Below are 19,214 nucleotides of genomic sequence, written 5' to 3' on the forward strand. Positions count from 1 at the left end.
GCTCCTGTCCGGGCGATCCAGAAAACACCATCAAGAACACGCCGGTGGTCTGCGGGTTTGCGCCCATTCGGGGCGCTGATAGACAAGATGAACCACTCAAAGAACGCCCACTCCTCGTCCGACATCAGGTTTCGTGCCAAGCTGGTCTCCATCGCAGATACCAGCTTGAATCACGCCTACTGCCGAGTGTGAATCCCTTTTGTCAACACGACCTAAAGAAAAAATTTCGTGCAATATCCCTTTGGCCAACATTTTGGTTGTCGGGAAGAAAACGGCGCCGCTCCCCGACTTCGAAACCATTCCGTTGTGGAGTGGTGTGGATGTTGGAGGCTACCAAATGCCGAAGGACCTGTTTTCTCTTTCGCCCTGGTCTGTGTTCGTCAATGAAAACTCGGATGCGCTCGTCAGTTCTGCTCGGTTGTTGGGAGGACCGATTGCTGAAAGGCGCGTGCTGCGTTTGATCAACGAGCTTTCGTTCGGGCAACGGATCAGCACAAAGGTGAAGCGCGAACTCGATGCACTGGAGGACTTGCTTTCTCTTCGTCACGTCGACAACCCTGATCGTGAGGCAGCGGGTTACTTCGCGATGATCCACCCAGCGTCGCGCGAGGCCGACAGGATCTGTGATCTGCTCGAAAAGCTTCAAACTGCGAAAAGATCCCACGATTTTTTGCTTGCCTGATGCTCTCCCCGGTGCCCGATCGGCACCGGCCTTGACGCGTCCGGCGCGGTGTCGGTACGCAAGTCTGGAGGTAACGAATGGTCGACGATCCGACGATTGTCCAGGATGCCCGTCTCGCGATTTTGTATCTGGAACAGGTGGCGAACTCGTTGCAAGCGGAGCGTGATCTATTGCCGTCGCAACTGCAGTATAGCTTCGATCGTTTCCTCGCCGAAACACGCGAGTGCCAGGAGTTCAATCCGAGCAACATCTTTCATGCCCGTGATCTGTGCGAGCGTCTCGGACACCATGTTGAAGCGAAGGGCGGTGCGCCGCATCTGGAACATAGCGATGAAGGAGATCCATTCTGGGTTGGCGGCACCGAAGAAAGCCGCAGGTTGGCAACAATCGCCAGACCCCTCGAGGCGTACATTGCGCGGTCTGGCACTGTGTATCGAGCCTTTGAAGCTGACGCGGCCATGGAGAGGCTGAGGCTGAACCTGGCGAAGGTCTGAGATCGCGCTTACAAGTTGTAAACTGTCATCTGAGCCGACCGGCGGCGCTGTCCCCGGTCGGCCTTTTCGACTATGCGGCTTCTTTCACCCAACTCACGCCGGCTGGCCTCGATATTGGCGTCAGCCGAGTACGAGTTGTTCCATTGACCATGTGATGCACGATAGAGCTTCCTCGAGCCAGCGACGATCCACATCGGTCGAGCGAAGGGGACAGCATTTCGACGTAGCCCGTGCATTTCCCGGGCGCCTTGCTTCCACATAGCTGAACACTCGGACTAAACACCGTTTCTGGCCTGTTTTCGTCCTTTAAGGCCCGATGGACACCAATTGATTGCAAAATGGACCTTTTGAACCCGCCGCTGGCCAAGAATTGGTAGTCAGAACAACTACCCGCACGGGCCTGATCAGCTACACTTGGAATGACCGCAATTCATGCAGGTGCGGCAGCCTTCAACCATGCGCATCGCGTATTGGCCGCAGGAGGGGCAGGCGGGGCCCTTTGGGCGCTCGCCGGCGGTCATGCGTTCCGCTTCCGGGTCGGATTTGAGGCCGAGCCCTTCGCCCTCGATAAAGCCGATGGAGATTAAGTGGCGTTCGATGACGCCGCCGATCGCCGCAAGGATTGACGGGATGTATTTCCCCTCCATCCAGGCGCCGCCGCGTGGGTCGAATACGGCTTTCAACTCCTCTACCACGAAGGAAACATCGCCCCCGCGCCGGAAGACCGCCGAGATCATCCGCGTCAGCGCGACGGTCCAGGCGAAATGCTCCATGTTCTTGGAGTTGATAAAAACCTCGAAGGGCCGGCGCGTCCCGTTCAAGATGATGTCGTTGATGGTGATATAGATCGCGTGCTCGCTGTCGGGCCACTTGACCTTGTAGGTCGCGCCTTCCAGCGCCTTGGGCCGGTCCAGAGGTTCGGAGAGGTAGATGACGTCGGCGCCCCGATCTATTTCCGGAGTGGTGTCGGCGCTTTCGCTGACACTCAAAACCGAGCCCGTCACATCGTTCGGCCGGTAGGTCGTACAACCCTTGCAGCCCTGCTCCCAGGCTTGCAAGTAGACATCCTGGAAGGCGTCGAATTCGATATCCTCGGGGCAGTTGATCGTCTTGGAGATCGAGCTGTCCACCCATTTCTGCGCCGCGGCCTGCATGCGGACGTGATCGGCGGGCGCAAGCGTCTGGGCGTCGACGAAATGGTCGGGCAGGGGAGCATCGCCATGTTTGTCCCGCCAGAGCCGCACCGCGTAGTCCACCACTTCCTCCTCGCTGCGCGAGCCGTCCTTTTGCAGCACCTTGCGCCGATAGGCATAGGCGAAAACCGGTTCGATGCCGGAAGACACATTGCCAGCATAGAGGCTGATCGTGCCGGTGGGCGCGATGGAGGTCAGCAAGGCGTTGCGAATGCCATGTTCGGCAATGGCATCGCGGACATCTGCATCCATATGCGTGAGCGACCCGCTGGCGAGGTACTTTTCAGCTTCGAAAAGCGGAAAAGCGCCCTTCTCCCGCGCCAATTGCACCGAGGCAAGGTAGGCGGCGCAGGCGATCCGGTGCAACCAGTGCTCGGTCAGTCGCGCCGCTTCCTCGGAGCCATAACGCTGGCCTACCATGAGCAAGGCGTCGGCCAACCCGGTCACGCCAAGGCCGATCCGGCGCTTGGCCTGCGCTTCCTGCGCCTGTTCGGGCAGGGGGAAACGGCTGGTATCGACCACGTTGTCCATCATCCGCACCGCGGTGCCCACGAGCGTCTCAAGCTCGACCTCGTCTAGCGCGGCACCCGGCTCGAACGGGTCCGAGACCAGGCGGGCAAGGTTCACCGAGCCCAACAGGCAGGCGCCATAGGGGGGCAGGGGCTGCTCACCGCAGGGGTTGGTGGCCGAGATTTCCTCGCAATAGGCGAGGTTGTTCATCGCGTTGATCCGGTCGATGAAGATCACCCCCGGTTCGGCATAATCATAGGTTGCCCGCATGATCCGGTTCCACAGATCGCGCGCCTCGACCGTGTGATAGACCTTGCCGTCAAATTGCAGCTCCCACGGCCCGTCCGCCTTGACCGCCTCCATGAAGGCGTCTGTCACAAGCACCGACATGTTGAACATGCGCAGCCGCGCCGCGTCAGACTTGGCGGTGATGAAGTCCTCGATATCGGGGTGGTCGCAGCGCATCGTCGCCATCATCGCCCCGCGCCGGGAACCCGCCGACATGATCGTGCGGCACATCGCGTCCCAGACATCCATGAAGCTCAACGGGCCCGAGGCATCGGCCGCCACGCCCTTCACATCCGCGCCACGCGGCCGGATGGTCGAGAAATCGTACCCGATGCCGCCGCCCTGTTGCATGGTCAGCGCAGCTTCCTTCAGCATGTCGAAAATGCCGCCCATATCGTCCGGGATCGTGCCCATGACGAAGCAGTTGAACAGCGTCACCGAGCGGCCCGTGCCAGCGCCCGCGGTGATCCGCCCGGCGGGCAGGAAACGGAAATCCTCCAGAGCGCCGTAGAAGCGTTCTTCCCACGTTTCCGGCTCGGTCTCGTTCTGCGCCAGCGCCCGCGCGATCCGCCGCCAGCTATCCTCGACCGTCAGGTCGATCGGCGTACCATCCGCCTGCTTGAGGCGGTATTTCATGTCCCAGATGGACTCGGAAATCGGGGCGGCAAAGCGAGTCATGCACGGTTCCTTTGGGGCCGAAAACAGACAACCACACTAGCGTGAAGCCGATGTGAATGCCACTAGCATTTGCTCTCGGCCAGGAAGCGGCTACATTATATGGCCTGCCTGTGGGGGAATCTGTGGATAAGCATATCAACCTGGTCAAGCTCTGTGTTGGCGCCGAAAGGGTCGAGGATCTGCTGCTGTGGCAACAGACGCCGCGTGCGCACGGGCCGGACGGCCTGCCGCGCCATGTCACCCGCATGTGGCCCAAACGCGGCGAGGAATTGCTCAATGGCGGCTCGCTCTATTGGGTTTTCAAAGGCTTGATCCTGGCGCGCCAGCGCCTCCTGCGGCTCGACGAGGTGCTGGGTGGCGACGGCATCACCCGCTGCGCGCTCGTGCTGGACCCGGAGGTCCACCGCACCGAAAGCGTCCCCAGACGCCCGTTTCAAGGTTGGCGCTATCTCAACCCCGAGGACGCACCCGCGGATCTCGCGAAAGCCCGCCAGCACGAGGATACGCTGCCGCCGGAACTGTCGGCCGCACTGGCGGAAATCGGGGTACGGTGAGGCGCTGGCGCGGTTCCTGCGGGCTGTCAGTGCTCTGCGCCCTGCCTTACTCCTCGACGGTGCGCACAGAATCGGCGGTCCAGTAGGTATAGTGGCGGCTGCCGTGTGATAGCGTTTCAACGACCTGAAAGCCGTTCACATAAGGCTCCACATCCTGGAGCTGATCGGTTGGGCACAGCCCCCGCATCGGGCCCGTGATCTCGCCATTTTCGACCAAATCGCGGAAGCCGTCATGACCTTCGGGTTGAAAATACGGACGGTTGGCGGTGCCGTAAACGGAGACGGCCCCGGGCGGGATGCGCGTGGCGGGGTCCCAGTTGCAATAGACGAGCTGCTCGGAGGGATCCTGCTCGGCTGAAATGCGCTCCAGCATCTCGATCTGACGCAACCGCAGGTCTCGCGGGAACAGCCTGAGATCCATCGGCGAGCGCACCGGCCCGCCCATGGCGAGCGCCAGCATCACGATGAACGCCGACAATGTGCGTGGCTTGATCGGCAGGGTGAGCAGAACCGCGGCGATGGAGACTGCGAAGATCGAGGCAAAGTAGAGCGTGTATCGCGGGGAGACGCCGCCATCGGCAAACCCGACTGCCAGCAGGTAGGCCACCAGCATCATCGGCAGCGGCAGCAGGTCATATCGCTTCAACCGCCAGGGCAGGAGCGCCAAGGCGATCACCGCGCACCAGCGCAGCATTTCCTCGTTGCCGAGAAGATGGTCGATCACCTGCGACAGGTTGCGGGTCTTCTGGACATCGGCGGTTGGCACGAAGCGGTCGAACATCTGCTCGCCGAAACCCACCTTGAGAACGACCAGCCCGTGCTGCGCGATCTGGAAGACATACCACGAAGCCGAGATCGCGAGCGCCAGCGCGACCGAGATCAGGAAATGCCGGTTGGTCACGAAGCTGCGGAACTTGTAGGGATGCCAGCGCGCCGTCAGACCGGTGAACAGCAGAAAGAGCGTCACGAAGATCAGGGCCACGGGTGCCTTTTGCAGCGCGCCCAGCCCGACCGCGAGCGCCATGAGGTACCACCAGACAGGGCGCCTGAGCGCGAGCATCGCCGCCACCAGCGAGACGGTCAGGAAGAACAGCACGCCCGTGTCGAGCAGGGCCTGCGAGGCGCTGATCCAGAACCGGCGCGAGACCGTCAGGAACAGCACCGCAACCGGGATGACCCACGGGTTGGCTGGCAGCACGATTGCCGCAAGGAAAGCCGTTGCAATCAGGCAGCCAAGGGCGAAGGCCATCGACGGCGCGCGCAGGCCGAAGGTCCAGTCGTACCCTTGCTCCAGCAGAAACGCGCCGAACCAGTATTGCAGGGGCGGCTTGCGAAAGGAGACTTCGTTGTTGCGGTAGACATTCAGCCAGTCGTCATGCCGGGCAAAGCCGGTCGTGCGGTCGAGCGTGTAGAACTCGTCATAGAGGTCGAGCGCCCCGAGATGCAGCATCCTGCCCTGAAACGAAATCACCCAGACAACGAGAACAACCGTAACGAGAATGGGCAGGTATCTGGACGGGATCTCGAAGAATCCGATCGAGTACATCCGTTCCGTCCGGGGGGATGCAGGCTGTTGATCACCAGTCGAACTCAATTGGATCTCCTTTCCAGACTAAGGCAATGATCCTCTACAGCATTTCGGAAAAATCTCGTATCCGCATTCGATGGCCGCTCAGCGTCGCCTCAGCTATCCCGGAAGCTCGCCAGCCGTCCCGTCAGTTCCCGGTAGGCCTTGCGCTCGGCGTCTTCCCAAAGCGCGGAACGCGATTTGAACAGCGTCGCCTGGCTGCGGTGGATAAGCCCGTCCGACAGGATTTTGAGGTGATTGGCCCGGAGGGTCTCGCCGGTGGAGGTGATATCGGCCACGGCCTCGGCGGTCAGGTTCTTGACCGTGCCTTCGGTCGCGCCCTGGCTGTCCACCAGCTTGTAATCGGCGACGCCGGCATCGCGCAGATATTCCCGCACCAGCCGGTGATACTTGGTCGCGATCCGGAGGCGGTGGCCGTGTTCCCGGCGGAAGGCGGCGGCCGCCGCGTCCAGATCGTCCACGGTGTCGACATCGACCCAGCATCTCGGAACGGCGATGATCAGGTCTGCCTGGCCGAAGCCCATCCTGGCCAGTTCCTCGACGCGGCTTTCCCAGCCGGCAATGCGTTCGCGCACGAGGTCCGTGCCTGTCACTCCGAGGTGGATGCGGCCTTCCTGCAACTCACGCGGGATCTCGCCCGCGGAAAGCAGGACGAGGTCGACCCCGTCAATGCCGCCGACGGAACCCGCATATTCGCGGTCCGACCCGGTGCGGCGAATTTCCAGCCCGCGTTCCCCGAACCAGTCGAAGGTCTTCTCCATCAACCGGCCCTTGGACGGAACTCCCAGTTTCAGCGTCATAGCCAGCCCTCCTGGCCAAGCTCCAGCACCAGCCCGGGGCGGATCATACCGCCCACGGCCGGAATCTCGCGACCCTGTGCAAGCACCCGGGTCAGCGCGTCGTAGCGGCCGCCCGAAGCAACCGGCGGCAGATGCGGATACATGCCTGCATAGAAGCCGAAGACGAAACCGTCGTAATACTCCATCGTCGTGCGGCCATAGCTCGCCTCGAACTCGACCTTGTCGAGATCCACGCCATGCGCACGCATCGCTTCAAGCCGCCGCTCCAGCCGCTCCACGGCTATGTCGAGCGCCGGCAGGTCCACCGCGATATCGCGCAGCCGGTCGAGCGCATTGGCCGGCGTCTCGCGGATGTCGAGCAGGTCGTCGATCATCTCGACGAGATGTTTGGAAAGGGGCGGTTCGGCGGCTTCGGCCTGAAGGGTGCGCATCCGCGCGATGATCTCGGTGGGTTCACGCAGGCCGATGATCAGCCCGGCATCGGAGATGATCTCCTCCGGCGCCTCGTTCTGCAGCCGTTTCAGCATCGCTGCACGCGCGGCCGGCACCTTGCTGCGTCCGGAATAGCGGTCGAGCAGCGCGCGGAAGCGCTTGGGCCGCCAGATATGGCGCATGAGGGCGCTGCGGCGCGCCTCGCTGGTCTCCAACCCCTGCACGACAGCGGTCAGAAGCCCGATATCGCCCATCGCCGCCCGTAGCCCCAGCGGGGCCAGCGCGGCGATGAAGCGGGCGAAGATCTCGGCCTCGGCCTCGGCCGGGTCCTCGGCGTCGAATATCTCCATACCGACCTGGAAATACTCGTTGGAGCGGCCCGGTTCGGCTATTTCCTGGCGCCGAAACACCTCGCCGGCATAGGTATAGCGCGCCTCGCCACCGCCGGAGGCGACATGCATCTGCACCACCGGCACCGTGAAGTCGGGTCGCAACATCTGCTCGCCCATCAGCGGGTCCGCCGTCACGTAGGCGCGGGCGCGAATGTCCTCGCCATAGAGATCGAGCAGCGTGTGGGCCGGTTGCAGGATGTTCGGTTCGACCGCTTGCGCGCCCGAGCCACGAAAAAAGTCCTGGAGGCGCGCGGCCTCCGCTCTGACCTGGTCCTTGCTGGGCATTGGTCTCAGACCTCCCCCTCCAGCATCTTGCGGATCTCGACGACCAGATCGGCGCGGGCAATCTCGCGCTGAGCCGGTTGCGACTTCCATTCCTCAAGGCTTGCGTTCTCGGCGATCTTGGCGCCGAGCACGAGGTCCTTGACTTGAACCACGCCGCGCGCGGCCTCGTCCTCGCCCTGGATCACAGCCACGGGCGAGAGGCGCTTGTCGGCATATTTGAGCTGGTTGCCGAAATTCTTCGGGTTGCCGAGATAGACCTCGGCCCGAATGCCGGCCTGACGCAGCTCGCCAACCATCGCCTGGTACTCGGCCATGCGGTTGCGATCCATCACCGTCACCACGACCGGCCCGGCGGACTTGCCATCCATGCGGCCCTTGGCGCGCAGCGCGGCCAGCAAACGGTCGACACCGATGGACACACCAGTAGCCGGCACGGCCTGACCGGTGAAGCGCTTGACCAGATCGTCATAGCGCCCGCCACCGGCGACGGAGCCGAACTGCCGCGGGCGGCCCTTCTCGTCGAGGATCTCGAAGGTCAGCTCGGCCTCGAAGACGGGGCCGGTATAGTAGCCGAGGCCACGGACGACGGAGGGGTCGATTCTAATGGTTGCCGACGTGTGGCCTTGCCCTTCAACGAGATTGGCGATTTGTTCGAGTTCTTCGACGCCTTTGTTGGCTTCAACCGAACTGCCGCAGACTTGATAGAGAAGTTCGATCGTTTCGGAGTTCGTATCGCCTGGTGTACTCAGGACAGTCCAGATTTGTTCGGCCTGATCCTTGCTCAGTCCAACGCCGTCGATAAATGCCCCACTTGCATCAAGGCGGCCCTGAGTAAGCAGTTGTAGGACGCCTTCGCGCCCGACTTTGTCGAGTTTGTCCATTGTCCGAAGGACTGCTGCCCGTGTTTCGACATCGTCTTCCGTGAGGCCGATGTTTTCGAGCGCACCGTTCAACAGCTTTCGGTTGTTAACCCGGATCACATAGTCGCCGCGCGGAATGCCCACGCGCTCCAGCGTGTCAGACAGCATGGAGCAGATCTCGGCATCGGCGGCGACATTGGGTGCGCCGACCGTATCCGCGTCGCATTGGTAGAACTGTCGGTAGCGACCGGGCCCCGGCTTCTCATTGCGCCAGACCGGGCCCATCGCGTAGCGGCGATAGGGGGTCGGCAGGTCGTTGCGGAACTGAGCGGCCACGCGGGCGAGCGGGGCGGTCAGGTCGTAGCGCAGCGCCAGCCAGTCGCCATCCTCTTCCCAGGCGAAGACACCCGCATTGGGGCGGTCGACATCGGGGAGGTATTTTCCGAGCGCTTCCACCGTTTCCACGGCGGCGGTTTCCAGCGGGTCGAAACCGTAAAGATGATAGACCTCGGCAATCTGGCTCAACATCTGGTTGCGCTCAGCCACTTCCGCGCCAAAATAGTCACGGAAGCCCTTCGGCGTCTCCGCCCGGGGGCGGCGGGGCTTCTTGTCCTTCGCCATGTCGGTGATCCTTGGTCCTCGTTCGGGCCCGCGTCTAGCCCAAGGGGGGCGTGGTCGCAAGCGGGCGGGGCGGGCAGCCGGGAAAAAGGTCACAAATCGGAGCGGTAAATGGCCGAACAAAAGATAGAAGAAGAACTGGCCCATCTGCGGCGGACAACCGAGGAACTCTCGGAGATCGTGGCCAAGCAGGCCGACGAGATCGACCTGCTCAACAGGCGCGTTCAGATGCTGCTGATGCGGGCCGCGGACCAGGAAAGCGAGGGCACCGGCGGCGTTGTGATCGCCGACGAGCGCCCGCCGCATTACTAGAACCGGGGTGCCGGGCCTCAGGCGCCAGTGCTGGCCTGAAGGAAACGTACACCGTTGATCTTCCAGGTGCCGTCCACCTGGATCATTTCGTATTCCATTGCATGGGGTACGCCGGTGCCGTCGAACACGATTACACGCTGGAGCGCGCCGCCGGTGTGTTCGGAAAGCCTGCCGAAACGCAGTTCGGACGGGCGCCAGACCATCGGGTAGCCATTGCGGACCATGGTGCCGAAATTTTCAGCCGTGCCGAAGAGACGGCGGATAGTGGGCGAGGCGTGGTCGAACGCCCCGTCCCAGTCATCCATGGCAAAATCCGCGACCTGGTCGCGGATGACGGATTCGATGGTGGCAGGGTCTGCCTGCTGGGCCGTGCCGGCCAACCCCGATACGCAAAGCAAAAGGGCTGGAAGTGTTGCGCGTGCTATCATTGCTTGATCCTCCCTGTCTGCAAAGCTAGCGCCGGATCGGCATCGGTCAATTCGATTGCACGGGCGCTCCCCCTCCGGGATCGACGCCTTCGGCATCTCACCCGATTGGGGCCGGGCGCCGCTGCGCGGCGGAGCGCAGCCACGCGGCCCAGGGGTCAGTCAGGGGCGTGAAAGGTTCGATCACGGTCGAACTGCTCGGCCCCGGGCAGGGGAGGCAGCCAGGCCGCGCGCCGGATCGTCCAGCATTCGTAGCTTGGCTCCAGTTGGTCGGGCGCATCGAGCGCCCCGAGATGGACCTCGGTCTCGTCACCGCTCCGCGCGAAGACGGACCCGCCGCAGGCCGGGCAGAAATGCCGGCCCGCGTGGCTGTTTGTTTCGCCCTCGATCTTCACCGCATCGGTCGGGAAGATCGCCGCCGCATAAAACAAGGCGCCGTGATGCTTGCGGCAATCGAGGCAGTGGCAGATCCCGACCCGGTCGGGGCTGCCTGTCGCGACAAGGCGGACCTTGCCGCACAGACAGCTGCCGGTGAAACGCTCCATGTCTTCTCCCCGCCCATCTCGGCGCGGCCGCTCCGGATCAGGCGGAGGCCAGCTCGCCGGCCAGACCTTTCTCGATCAGCGCCACGGTTTCCTGCACACCGTAAAGCGCGATGAAGCCGCCGAAGCGCGGGCCCTGACTTGCCCCCATCAGCACCTCGTAGATCGCCTTGAACCAGTCGCGCAGCGGATCGAACTCATGCGCCTTGCCGACGGCGAAGACGACCGATTGCAGCTCTTCGGCGTCCAACCTGCCATCCCAGTCGCGCAGCCGCTGTGCGAGATCTTCCAGTGCGGCCCGTTCCTTGTCATCGGGCAGACGGAAGACCTTCGCGGGCTTCACGAAGTCATTGTAATAGCGCACGGCATGCCCCGCCGCTGCGTCAAGCTGCGGATGGGTCTCGGCGGTGGCCTCGGGCGCGTAGCGGCGTATGAAGCCCCAGAGTGCTTCCTTGTCCTCGGCGCCGGCCACGGAGGCCAGGTTCAGCAGCATGGCGAAGCTGACCACCATGTCCGATTGCGGCACGTCGCCGGCATGGATGTGGTAGACCGGGTTTGCAAGCTGCGTCTTCAGGTCCTGCCCGTGATAGGCCTTGAGTTGCTGGTGATATTCGTCGACCGCTTTCGGGATCACGTCGAAGAACAGCCGCTTGGCGGTCTTCGGCTTCAGATACATGAAATAGCTCAGCGACTCGGTCGAGGCATAGGTCAGCCATTCGTCAATGGAGATGCCGTTGCCCGAGGATTTGGAGATCTTCTGGCCGTTCTCGTCGAGGAAGAGCTCGTAGGTAAAATGCTCCGGCGCCTTGACGCCAAGAATCCGGCAGATCGAGTCGTAGATCGGCGTATTGGTCGAGTGATCCTTGCCATACATCTCGAAATCGACCCCGAGCGCGGCCCAGCGGGCGCCGAAATCGGGCTTCCATTGCAGCTTCACCTTGCCACCAGTGACCGGCAGCGTCCATTCGCGCCCGTCTTCGTCATCGAAGGTGATCGTGCCCTCGGCGGCATTGACCTCCTTCATCGGCACGTAGAGAACGCGGCCCGTCTCCGGGTGCAGCGGCAGGAAGATCGAATAGGTCTGCCGGCGCTCCTCACGCAGCGATTTCAGCATGACTTTCATGATGTCATCATAGCGTTCGGCAGCACGCAGCAGGATCTCGTCGAACTGGCCCGAGGCGTAGAACTCCGTGGCGGAGTAGAACTCGTAGTCGAAGCCGAATGTGTCGAGGAAACGCCGCAGCATCGCGTTGTTATGATCCCCGAAGCTGTCGAACTCCCCGAACGGGTCGGGAACACTGGTCAGCGGCTTCTGCAGATGCTCGCGCAGCTCCTCCTGGTTGGGCACGTTGCCCGGCACCTTACGCATCCCGTCAAGGTCGTCGGAGAAACAGATCAGCCGGGTGGGGATGTCCGAGATCTGCTCGAAGGCGTGGCGGACCATCGTCGTGCGCAGCACCTCGCCAAAGGTGCCGATATGCGGCAGGCCCGACGGACCATAGCCGGTCTCGAACAGAACGTATCCCTTCTCGGGCGGCGTCTTCTCGTAGCGTTTCAACACCCGGCGGGCTTCTTCGAAAGGCCAGGCCTTGGACGACATCGCAAGCTCACGCAGTTCGGACATTGAAACGTTCTTTCTCGTTGCAAACGCGGCCCCGTGCCGCGCAAAAGCGACCTGCCATCGGGACAGACCGCGCCACTCCCTATTGCGGGGCAGGCCGGTCGTCAATAAATCTGCTGTGAAGCAACGTCTAAAAGGAGTCGAAGATGTCTCAGGACACCCAGCCGCTGTCGCCACAGGATGCGCTCGTTGCGGTCATGATCGCCACTTCCGTCTCCGACGAGAATATCCGCACCTCGGAGTTGGTCACGATCGAGCGGATCGTGAACCATCTGCCCGTTTTCGCGGATTACGACGCCGACCATGTTCGCACGATGGCCAACCTGGTCTTCGACCTCTTCGAGGAGGAGGACGGTCTCGATGCGCTGTTCGGCCTGGTCGACGAGGCGCTTCCCGAACATCTGCATGAAACGGCCTACGCTTTGTGCTGCGACGTGGCCGCTGCCGATGGTCGGCTGACCGACGAAGAACTGCGCATGTTGCAGGAAATGCGCTACCAGCTCGACATACCCCGGTTGAACGCGGCAGCGATCGAACGCGGCGCGCGCGCGCGTCACCTGACGGTCTGAGCTGTACTGAAGCTAATGGGGCGGCTCTGGTACCGAGGGATCGGAACTAGGGCTGCGGCCTTTGGGGCTGTGAACGATCATGGGGGAAGCGCTTGCCCGAGCGCGGGGGGCAAAGCCCCCTGTGCTGCAATGCCAGCGTTGTCAGTCAGGCCGTGTGGACGTTGCTCCACCGATCAATCAGTCGAAGCTGAAGAGTGCGGGCGCGCGCGGTCCAGCTGCGGACACCTTCCGGCCGCTCGCGCTGTTCGCGCGGGATCGCATCCCGACGCGGTGGGTCTGCCACAAAGGTCGCAAAGGCGAGGCGGCGGCCATCGGGTTGGATCGCGTAGCCGGCCAGCGCCGAGACGAAATTCAACGTACCAGTCTTGGCAAGAACTGTGACCGGGTGGTTTTCAATCGGACGCCCCTTCTCATCCTTCATCCGGATCGGCTTGAGCAGCGGCTCAAGGTTCTGACCGGGGCCAAGCCTAACGAGGGCTCGGGCCATGTCGCGCGCGTTTATCCGGCTCGCGCCGCCAAGTCCGGAGTGATCGACGAGGGCGGGCCGCACGCTGTCAATCTGCCCGCCGATCCAGCCCGACATTTCTCCGGCCGAACCGGCGAGGCTCTTCGGAATCGCGGTCGAATGCGCCGTCGCGGCCAGTCCGATGGCCTCGGCCGTTACGTTGGTGGAGTATTTCAGCATGTCCTTGAGGATCGGACGCAATTCGTCGCTCTCCACACGAGCGATCTCGGCACCCGATGGCAGGGTGCGCACGGGAACGGCTGCGGGCAAGGCGATGCCCTCGGCACGGGCGAGGATCTGGAACACTTCGGCGGTGTAGAGCGTGGGCTTGCGAACGGGCAACCATCGGCTGCCGTCTTGCCCGAGCGCGCCGCTGGCCACAGTCCAGCGATCCGTCTCGCCGCCATCCTCGTAGGTGTAGATCGGGTATTTCCGCCGCACGATCTCCATCCGCGCGACCCGCACATCCGGCCGGTAGCGGGCCGAACGGGCGTCCATCGCCACGTTCCAACCGGACCCGTTGCGGCGCCATTCGAAATGCACGCGGTTGAAATTGAGGTTCAGCCCCGACAGGGCAGGGTTGTAGCCGACCTGATCCGGCTGCTCGGGGTCGATCGTATCAATACGGGGCAGCGCGCCGTCCCAGGCCAGGAAATCGCCTTCGACACCGCTGACACCCGCCGCCTTGAGCAGCTTGGCGAGTTCCGCCAACCGGTCGGTGTCGAGCGTCGGGTCGCCGGATCCCGCGAGCACGAGATCGCCCTTAATCATGCCCCCTTCCACCGGGCCGGTCGCCAGAATCCGGGTCGCGAACCGGTGGTCCGGGCCTAGGCATTCCAGCCCGTAAAGTGCGGTCAACGCCTTGGCCACCGAGGCCGGGGGGAGTTGCAGGAGGGGGTTCATTGCCTCCAGGACGGTGCCGGTTGCCGCATCGGCGACGACAAAGCCGACCTTCGCCGAGCCGAGCTTTGCCCGTTCCACCAGCGATTGCGCCGACGGGTAGAGCCGCCCCCCGGAACCGCCCGGGCGCGGCATGGGGCGCAACGAAACGGTTGGCGGAGAGGCCAAGGCCATATCCGCCGCGCTTGCGGCAAGACCGGCCAGAAGCCAGCGACGGGATGGGATGAACGGCGTTTTCGACATGGCGCGGAGTGAAACAAAGCCAGCGCATCTGGGCAAGGGGAATGGGTTGGACATCACCGATTTGTCACAAGCCGTGGCCGGTTTGTGGCCGTGCGCGTTGCTGCTCAGACCCGACCGGTCATCACCAGCCATGTCACGATGGCGGCAAAGATCAAAAGAATGTTGAGCATCAGCGGTGCGATGATTCCGATGATCCGCCCGATCAGGCGATCTCTGGGATCAATCGTGTCGAGGAAACGACGCAACTCCGACTGGGCCTTTTCGACCCGGCCGAAATCGATCTGCCGGCGCAGCTTCGGGTTGTCCCAGAGCTTTTCCATGTCGATCAGGAAGCGCACCTCGCGGCGCAGCGCGCGGGGCAGGGTGCCGGGTGCCCGGCGCAGCTTTGCCCGCAGGGTATCCTTGCCGCGCACGCCAAGTTGCTTACGCCACAGAAGTGCGAGCTCGGCATTGGTTTCAGGCAGCGACAGGTTCATCATGGCGTCCTTCTAGCCGGTTGATCCGCAGGCCGAAACAGGGAATTAACACCTCCAAACGCCAACCGCGGAGAGAAGCTGATGCTCGCCACCTATCGCCAAGGCCCCGACAGCGGAACGCCGCTGCTGATCGTGCATGGGCTGTTCGGCTCGGCACGTAACTGGGGCGTGCTTGCCAAGCGGCTCTCGGCGGACAGGCCGGTGATCACCGTGGACATGCGCAACCATGGCGATTCCTTCCGGGCCGAAGCCAATGGCTACGAGGACATGGCCGACGATCTGGCCAAGGTGATCGAGCAGAATGGCGGGCAAGCCGATGTGCTGGGCCATTCCATGGGTGGGAAATCCTCGATGCTGCTGGCGCTGCGGCGTCCGGAGCTGGTGCGCCAGCTCATCGTGGCCGATATCGCGCCAGTCGCCTATGCGCATACGCAGTTGCACCTCGTGCAGGCAATGAAGGAGCTGGACATCGAAGGGCTGCGCAAGCGCTCCGAGGCCGATGCGGCGTTGCGCGAACGCGTGGCCGAAGATTCGACTCGCGCCTTCCTGCTGCAATCGCTCGATCTCAAATCCGATCCGCCACGCTGGCGACTCAATCTCGATGTCCTTGCCGAGGAGATGCACAAGATCCTGTCCTGGCCCGCTGTCGAGGGCTCCTATGGCGGCCGGGTGCTGTTTCTTTCGGGCGGCGATTCCGATTACGTTCTTCCGGAGCATCGCCCTGTTATCAGGGGTTATTTCCCCACCGCGCGCTTCGTGAAGATCCCCGGCGTCGGCCATTGGCTGCATGCCGAGAAGCCGCGGGAATTCGAATCGACCATCGCCGTCTGGCTCGATGCCGCCAATTGATCTCGATTAAGGACTCAGAAAGATTTACCATGTTACCGTAACGTAAGCTGATCAGCCGAAAGGGGAGGATAGGATGATCACACTGGACGATATGGAGGACATGAGCTGCCTCGATCGAGACCAGATTGCAGCCATTGCGGAGCATGAGCACATCAACGAGGTCGATGCGACCATGTTGGGTGAGTACCTGATGCACATCCACAAGGGTGCGCAGAAGGTTCAACAGATGATTTGCGACGACATGCGCGTTGCGATGCACAAGGACGACGTCGCGCATGCCGCGGAGTTGTTCCGCACGCTGCAGCATTTCATGAAGGATCATCCGGAGGCGGCGCGCGGCGCTTCATGACCTCTGACATCAAGTTGTTTTCGAACAACTCGACGGGGATGGATTCACTCCTCGTAGAGTTCCTTCGCAATCAGCCTGGCAACCGGCCACCCAAGAACGAGGCCGGCAAGAATGGACAGGATGATCGCCGTCGCAGAAACGAACCCCATCACCAGCGCGGCCGTGATGCCGACGCCCATGATGACGGTCGAGGTGATTGCATGCAGCAATAGCGTCAGTCTGAACACGGGCTGGCCTCACGGGTTCGATCAATCAGTCGCCGGGTAGCAATCCGGCGGCCTCACGTCGTTGATCCCGATCAATTCCTGCCCTTTGATGGGCGGTGGCTTTCACCGCAAGCCGCTATGAAAACAAGGTATTTTGTGCCATAATAACGTTGGGGAAGCTTATCGTTTCAGATCGGCTCCCTTTCGTTTTGCAAACAGATTTTGCCTTTCAGACCGAGGTTTGTGCCCATGATGGTCTCTCAGAAAATGAAAGCCTCCTATCCCAAGCTCACCGCCTGGATCTATGACAACCTGGCCAAGGTGCCGAAGAAGAAAAAGGTCTTCGATGCTTTCGTGAAATATACCGAGCAGAAGCGCGGTGACATGAGCGCGATGCTGACCACTTGTTCGCCCACCCCAATTGTAGATTGCCGGGCTATGGTAAAGGCGAACGGGGAGTTCTCCGGCGGAACGGATCCCAACCGGGTCTATATCGACGTTGGGATCTGCGAGAAGTTCGAGAACTCTGCCAGTGACGCGAAGGATCCGCGTATGCATATCCTGCTGGAATCCACCCTGCTGCACGAGATGGTCCATTGGGGCGATTGGAAGGACGGCAAGGATCAGGAATATGAAGAAGGCAAGGAATTCGAGAAAGAAGCCTATGGCAAGGATATCAACCGGTACTGGTAGTTTCATGGCCCTGTCTGTGGTGGCCCTGATCGGTTTCAACTCCTGTGTGGAGGCAAATATGACGAATGTTCCCCTGCTTCAGCTGGTGCTCGACCTGCCCGAATTGCAGCAATATTACCACGTAGACAGTTTGCCGGAGCGCAGCCCGCTGCGGCTGGTCTGTTCGGACCCGGCCTGCGCCGATGCATCGCTTGAAAAATTCGGCGCGCCGGTCGAGGTGAGCCCCGCCGCGCCTGAGGGCGATCAGCCCTATCTGGAAATCACTCGGTTTGACCAACAGGCGAGCTCGGCAGAAGTGGAGTTCCGCTATCCCGTCGAAGGGGTCGTGGGGCGGGTCAGCCTGTCAAAGACCGGTGACACATGGTCCGTGACCGAGGCGCGCCTCGCCGAGTAACGCGACCTCGAGCGCTTTTTCAGGTTTCCGGAGCGCTGTCTGCAGCGCGCTCGAAGCTTTTCGCGGCCGGCACGCGATTTACGCCGAGAGATCGACGGATTCGATCGCCCCGTTGGAATCTATGATGCAATCCCAGGTCGTTCCGGTGCTGTCCTCGCGCAGTTTCACCATCTGGCCGTCAATGACCGGTTCGGTCGAAACCAGCGTGGTTGTCGAGCCGCCCTGTGCGGTGACGGCGGCCTTGCAACTGGCAACCTCGGGTGCATCCGGCACAACGGGCGTTCCGACGGTGACGCAGGCGCTCAGGCCGGCGAGGCAGAGAAGCGGAAGGGCGAGGCGGGAAATGGACATGGTATCTTCCTTGAAATGCGAACCTGGGCCGAGTCCTGCCCGGCCACAATTTCAGGTTAGCCGGGATTATCCGCCCGACAAAGAACTGGATTGCGCACGCGCCGATGCGTCGCCCTTCACATCTTTACCGGCGCGCCGCCGCCAAAGACGTTTTCCCGCGAATAGTCACAGGGCGCTTCCTGCATTTCCAGGTGTAGTCCGTCGCCCGTGTAGGGATGGGCGCGCGCGAGCGCTTCGTCAAATTCGATCCCGAGGCCGGGGCCCGAGGGCGGGATCAGGTAGCCCGCGTCAAAGGCAATGCTGTCGCCGATGAGCGCGCGGTGGAAATCGCCGCCGGTTTCGATCGTTTCCACCAGCAACAGGTTGGGCAGCGTTGCGGCCAGCTGCACATTGGCGGCCCATTCGACAGGGCCGGCATAGAGATGCGGCGCGACCTGCGCGTTATGCGCCTCGGCCAGTGCGGCGATCTTCTTGGTCTCCCATAGTCCGCCGGAGCGCCCGGTGGCCGGTTGCAGGATCGAAACCCCGGCGGCCAGGATCGCCGCGAACTCGGCCTTTGTGGTGAGCCGTTCGCCGGTTGCGACGGGCACGGGGCTGGCCGCCGCGACGCGCGCCATGGCGTCGACGTTGTCGGGGGGGCAGGGCTCCTCGAACCAGAGCGGATAGAAGGGCGCGATGGCCTGCGCCATGCGGATGGCGCCACCGGTCGAGAATTGGCCGTGCGTGCCGAAAAGCAGGTCGGCCCGGTCGCCCACGGAATCGCGGATGGCCTGACAGAACCGCACCGAGCGTTCGATATCCGACATTGCCGGCTGGTGGCCGGAGCGGATCGTGTAGGGACCTGCCGGATCGAACTTGATCGCGGTGAAACCCTGCGCGACCCGCTTGGCCGCTGCTTCCCCGGCGGCGTCTGCATCGACCCAGAATTCCGGCAGGCGATCGTTTTCGTCTGGGTAGAGATAGGTATAGGCCCGCAGCCGCTCGTTCATCCGCCCGCCCAGAAGCGCCCAGACCGGCCGCTCGCGCGCCTTGCCCAGAATGTCCCAACAGGCGATCTCCAACCCGGAAAAGGCGCCCATCACTGTCGGATCGGGGCGTTGGGTGAAGCCCGAGGAATAGGCGCGGCGGAACATCATCTCCACATTTTCCGGGCTCTCACCGGCCATGTGGCGCTCGAATACATCCTTGATGACCGCCTGCATCGCCTCCGGCCCGACGGCGGCGGCATAGACTTCGCCCCAACCGATAATGCCGCAAGCCGTGGTGAGCTTGACGAAGATCCAGTAGCGCCCGCCCCAGCCGGGGGCTGGCGGAGCGGTGACGATGATGTCGAGATCGGCGAGTTTCATGGCAGCCTTTCGCGGGGTCTCTGCGGTTTCAGGGCCAGCTTCAGGCGAATTGCCAG

23 protein-coding genes are annotated in these 19,214 nt (G+C 62.5%); 9 read left to right on the forward strand and 14 right to left on the reverse strand.

Annotated elements, in window-relative coordinates; translation table 11 throughout:
- A partial coding sequence (locus AX756_RS17800) for a transposase (RefSeq protein ID WP_156461552.1) occupies positions 1-152 on the reverse strand: 152 nt, incomplete at its 3' end.
- Positions 153-337: 185 nt separating this feature from the next.
- On the opposite strand from AX756_RS17800, the gene AX756_RS17805 reads away from it, so the two are divergent.
- Both AX756_RS17805 and AX756_RS17810 read left to right on the forward strand, forming a co-directional pair.
- Positions 338-682, forward strand: a complete 345-nt coding sequence (locus tag AX756_RS17805) for a hypothetical protein (RefSeq protein WP_068314791.1) — start codon at positions 338-340, stop codon at positions 680-682.
- A 77-nt stretch (positions 683-759) separates the two neighbouring features.
- A complete protein-coding gene (locus AX756_RS17810; RefSeq protein WP_068314794.1) occupies positions 760-1,176 on the forward strand; it encodes a hypothetical protein in 417 nt (138 codons plus the stop codon).
- Positions 1,177-1,580: 404 nt separating this feature from the next.
- Here AX756_RS17810 and AX756_RS17815 read toward each other — a convergent pair whose 3' ends face one another.
- On the reverse strand, positions 1,581-3,845 hold the full coding sequence (locus AX756_RS17815; RefSeq protein WP_068314797.1) for an adenosylcobalamin-dependent ribonucleoside-diphosphate reductase: 2,265 nt from the start codon (positions 3,843-3,845) through the stop codon (positions 1,581-1,583).
- Positions 3,846-3,967: 122 nt separating this feature from the next.
- Between AX756_RS17815 and AX756_RS17820 the strand changes: the two genes are divergently transcribed.
- A complete protein-coding gene (locus tag AX756_RS17820; RefSeq protein WP_068315152.1) occupies positions 3,968-4,399 on the forward strand; it encodes a DUF1489 family protein in 432 nt (143 codons plus the stop codon).
- A gap of 46 nt (positions 4,400-4,445) precedes the next feature.
- Here the strand turns inward: AX756_RS17820 and AX756_RS17825 are convergent, their stop codons facing one another.
- The 4 genes from AX756_RS17825 to hisS form a co-directional block, all read right to left on the reverse strand.
- Entirely contained in the window at positions 4,446-5,945 is a 1,500-nt protein-coding gene (locus AX756_RS17825) for an ArnT family glycosyltransferase (protein ID WP_068314801.1), read from the reverse strand.
- 137 nt (positions 5,946-6,082) lie between these two features.
- Positions 6,083-6,787, reverse strand: coding sequence for an ATP phosphoribosyltransferase (gene hisG, locus AX756_RS17830; RefSeq protein WP_068314803.1), 705 nt, complete (start codon positions 6,785-6,787; stop codon positions 6,083-6,085).
- Positions 6,784-7,896 (reverse strand): ATP phosphoribosyltransferase regulatory subunit, encoded by a 1,113-nt coding sequence (locus AX756_RS17835; protein WP_068314804.1) that lies wholly within the window; start codon positions 7,894-7,896, stop codon positions 6,784-6,786. The genes hisG and AX756_RS17835 overlap by 4 nt, the downstream gene beginning before the upstream one ends.
- 5 nt (positions 7,897-7,901) lie before the next feature.
- Positions 7,902-9,377 carry a histidine--tRNA ligase gene (gene hisS / locus AX756_RS17840; RefSeq protein ID WP_068314805.1) on the reverse strand — a complete coding sequence of 492 codons (1,476 nt, stop codon included), beginning with the start codon at positions 9,375-9,377 and terminating at the stop codon, positions 7,902-7,904.
- A gap of 108 nt (positions 9,378-9,485) precedes the next feature.
- Between hisS and AX756_RS17845 the strand changes: the two genes are divergently transcribed.
- On the forward strand, positions 9,486-9,686 hold the full coding sequence (locus tag AX756_RS17845; protein ID WP_068314807.1) for a SlyX family protein: 201 nt from the start codon (positions 9,486-9,488) through the stop codon (positions 9,684-9,686).
- Between the two features lie 17 nt (positions 9,687-9,703).
- Here AX756_RS17845 and AX756_RS17850 read toward each other — a convergent pair whose 3' ends face one another.
- The 3 genes from AX756_RS17850 to AX756_RS17860 all read right to left on the reverse strand — a co-directional run bounded on the left by AX756_RS17850 (position 9,704) and on the right by AX756_RS17860 (position 12,277).
- The gene (locus AX756_RS17850) at positions 9,704-10,114 is read right to left on the reverse strand and encodes a DUF4864 domain-containing protein (RefSeq protein WP_068314810.1); all 411 of its coding nucleotides are present in this window, start codon (positions 10,112-10,114) and stop codon (positions 9,704-9,706) included.
- A gap of 155 nt (positions 10,115-10,269) precedes the next feature.
- Complete coding sequence (locus AX756_RS17855) at positions 10,270-10,656, reverse strand: GFA family protein (protein ID WP_068314813.1); 387 nt, start codon at positions 10,654-10,656, stop codon at positions 10,270-10,272.
- A gap of 37 nt (positions 10,657-10,693) precedes the next feature.
- Positions 10,694-12,277, reverse strand: a complete 1,584-nt coding sequence (locus AX756_RS17860) for a lysine--tRNA ligase (RefSeq protein WP_068314816.1) — start codon at positions 12,275-12,277, stop codon at positions 10,694-10,696.
- A gap of 143 nt (positions 12,278-12,420) precedes the next feature.
- On the opposite strand from AX756_RS17860, the gene AX756_RS17865 reads away from it, so the two are divergent.
- Positions 12,421-12,843, forward strand: a complete 423-nt coding sequence (locus AX756_RS17865) for a tellurite resistance TerB family protein (RefSeq protein ID WP_068314819.1) — start codon at positions 12,421-12,423, stop codon at positions 12,841-12,843.
- A 145-nt stretch (positions 12,844-12,988) separates the two neighbouring features.
- Here the strand turns inward: AX756_RS17865 and dacB are convergent, their stop codons facing one another.
- Together dacB and AX756_RS17875 are read right to left on the reverse strand one after the other, a co-directional pair.
- Positions 12,989-14,422: a D-alanyl-D-alanine carboxypeptidase/D-alanyl-D-alanine endopeptidase gene (gene dacB, locus AX756_RS17870; RefSeq protein ID WP_231701096.1), complete on the reverse strand. Its 1,434-nt coding sequence runs from the start codon at positions 14,420-14,422 to the stop codon at positions 12,989-12,991.
- Positions 14,423-14,595: 173 nt separating this feature from the next.
- Positions 14,596-14,970 (reverse strand): hypothetical protein, encoded by a 375-nt coding sequence (locus AX756_RS17875; protein WP_068314828.1) that lies wholly within the window; start codon positions 14,968-14,970, stop codon positions 14,596-14,598.
- Between the two features lie 78 nt (positions 14,971-15,048).
- Between AX756_RS17875 and AX756_RS17880 the strand changes: the two genes are divergently transcribed.
- Positions 15,049-15,816, forward strand: a complete 768-nt coding sequence (locus AX756_RS17880) for an alpha/beta fold hydrolase (RefSeq protein ID WP_068314831.1) — start codon at positions 15,049-15,051, stop codon at positions 15,814-15,816.
- Positions 15,817-15,889: 73 nt separating this feature from the next.
- Complete coding sequence (locus AX756_RS17885; RefSeq protein WP_068314834.1) at positions 15,890-16,165, forward strand: hypothetical protein; 276 nt, start codon at positions 15,890-15,892, stop codon at positions 16,163-16,165.
- Between the two features lie 44 nt (positions 16,166-16,209).
- Here the strand turns inward: AX756_RS17885 and AX756_RS17890 are convergent, their stop codons facing one another.
- On the reverse strand, positions 16,210-16,392 hold the full coding sequence (locus AX756_RS17890) for a hypothetical protein (RefSeq protein WP_068314837.1): 183 nt from the start codon (positions 16,390-16,392) through the stop codon (positions 16,210-16,212).
- A 228-nt stretch (positions 16,393-16,620) separates the two neighbouring features.
- Between AX756_RS17890 and AX756_RS17895 the strand changes: the two genes are divergently transcribed.
- Both AX756_RS17895 and AX756_RS17900 read left to right on the forward strand, forming a co-directional pair.
- Positions 16,621-17,064, forward strand: a complete 444-nt coding sequence (locus AX756_RS17895) for a hypothetical protein (protein ID WP_068314840.1) — start codon at positions 16,621-16,623, stop codon at positions 17,062-17,064.
- Between the two features lie 58 nt (positions 17,065-17,122).
- Positions 17,123-17,458: a hypothetical protein gene (locus AX756_RS17900; protein ID WP_156461553.1), complete on the forward strand. Its 336-nt coding sequence runs from the start codon at positions 17,123-17,125 to the stop codon at positions 17,456-17,458.
- 78 nt (positions 17,459-17,536) lie between these two features.
- Here AX756_RS17900 and AX756_RS17905 read toward each other — a convergent pair whose 3' ends face one another.
- The gene (locus tag AX756_RS17905; protein ID WP_068314849.1) at positions 17,537-17,809 is read right to left on the reverse strand and encodes a hypothetical protein; all 273 of its coding nucleotides are present in this window, start codon (positions 17,807-17,809) and stop codon (positions 17,537-17,539) included.
- 116 nt (positions 17,810-17,925) lie between these two features.
- Positions 17,926-19,158 carry a mandelate racemase/muconate lactonizing enzyme family protein gene (locus tag AX756_RS17910; protein ID WP_068314852.1) on the reverse strand — a complete coding sequence of 411 codons (1,233 nt, stop codon included), beginning with the start codon at positions 19,156-19,158 and terminating at the stop codon, positions 17,926-17,928.
- Between the last annotated feature and the right edge of the window lie 56 nt (positions 19,159-19,214).

Origin of the sequence: Aliiruegeria sabulilitoris (assembly GCF_001558155.1) — a bacterium.
In the GTDB taxonomy this organism is placed as follows: Bacteria; Pseudomonadota; Alphaproteobacteria; order Rhodobacterales; family Rhodobacteraceae; genus Tropicimonas; species Tropicimonas sabulilitoris.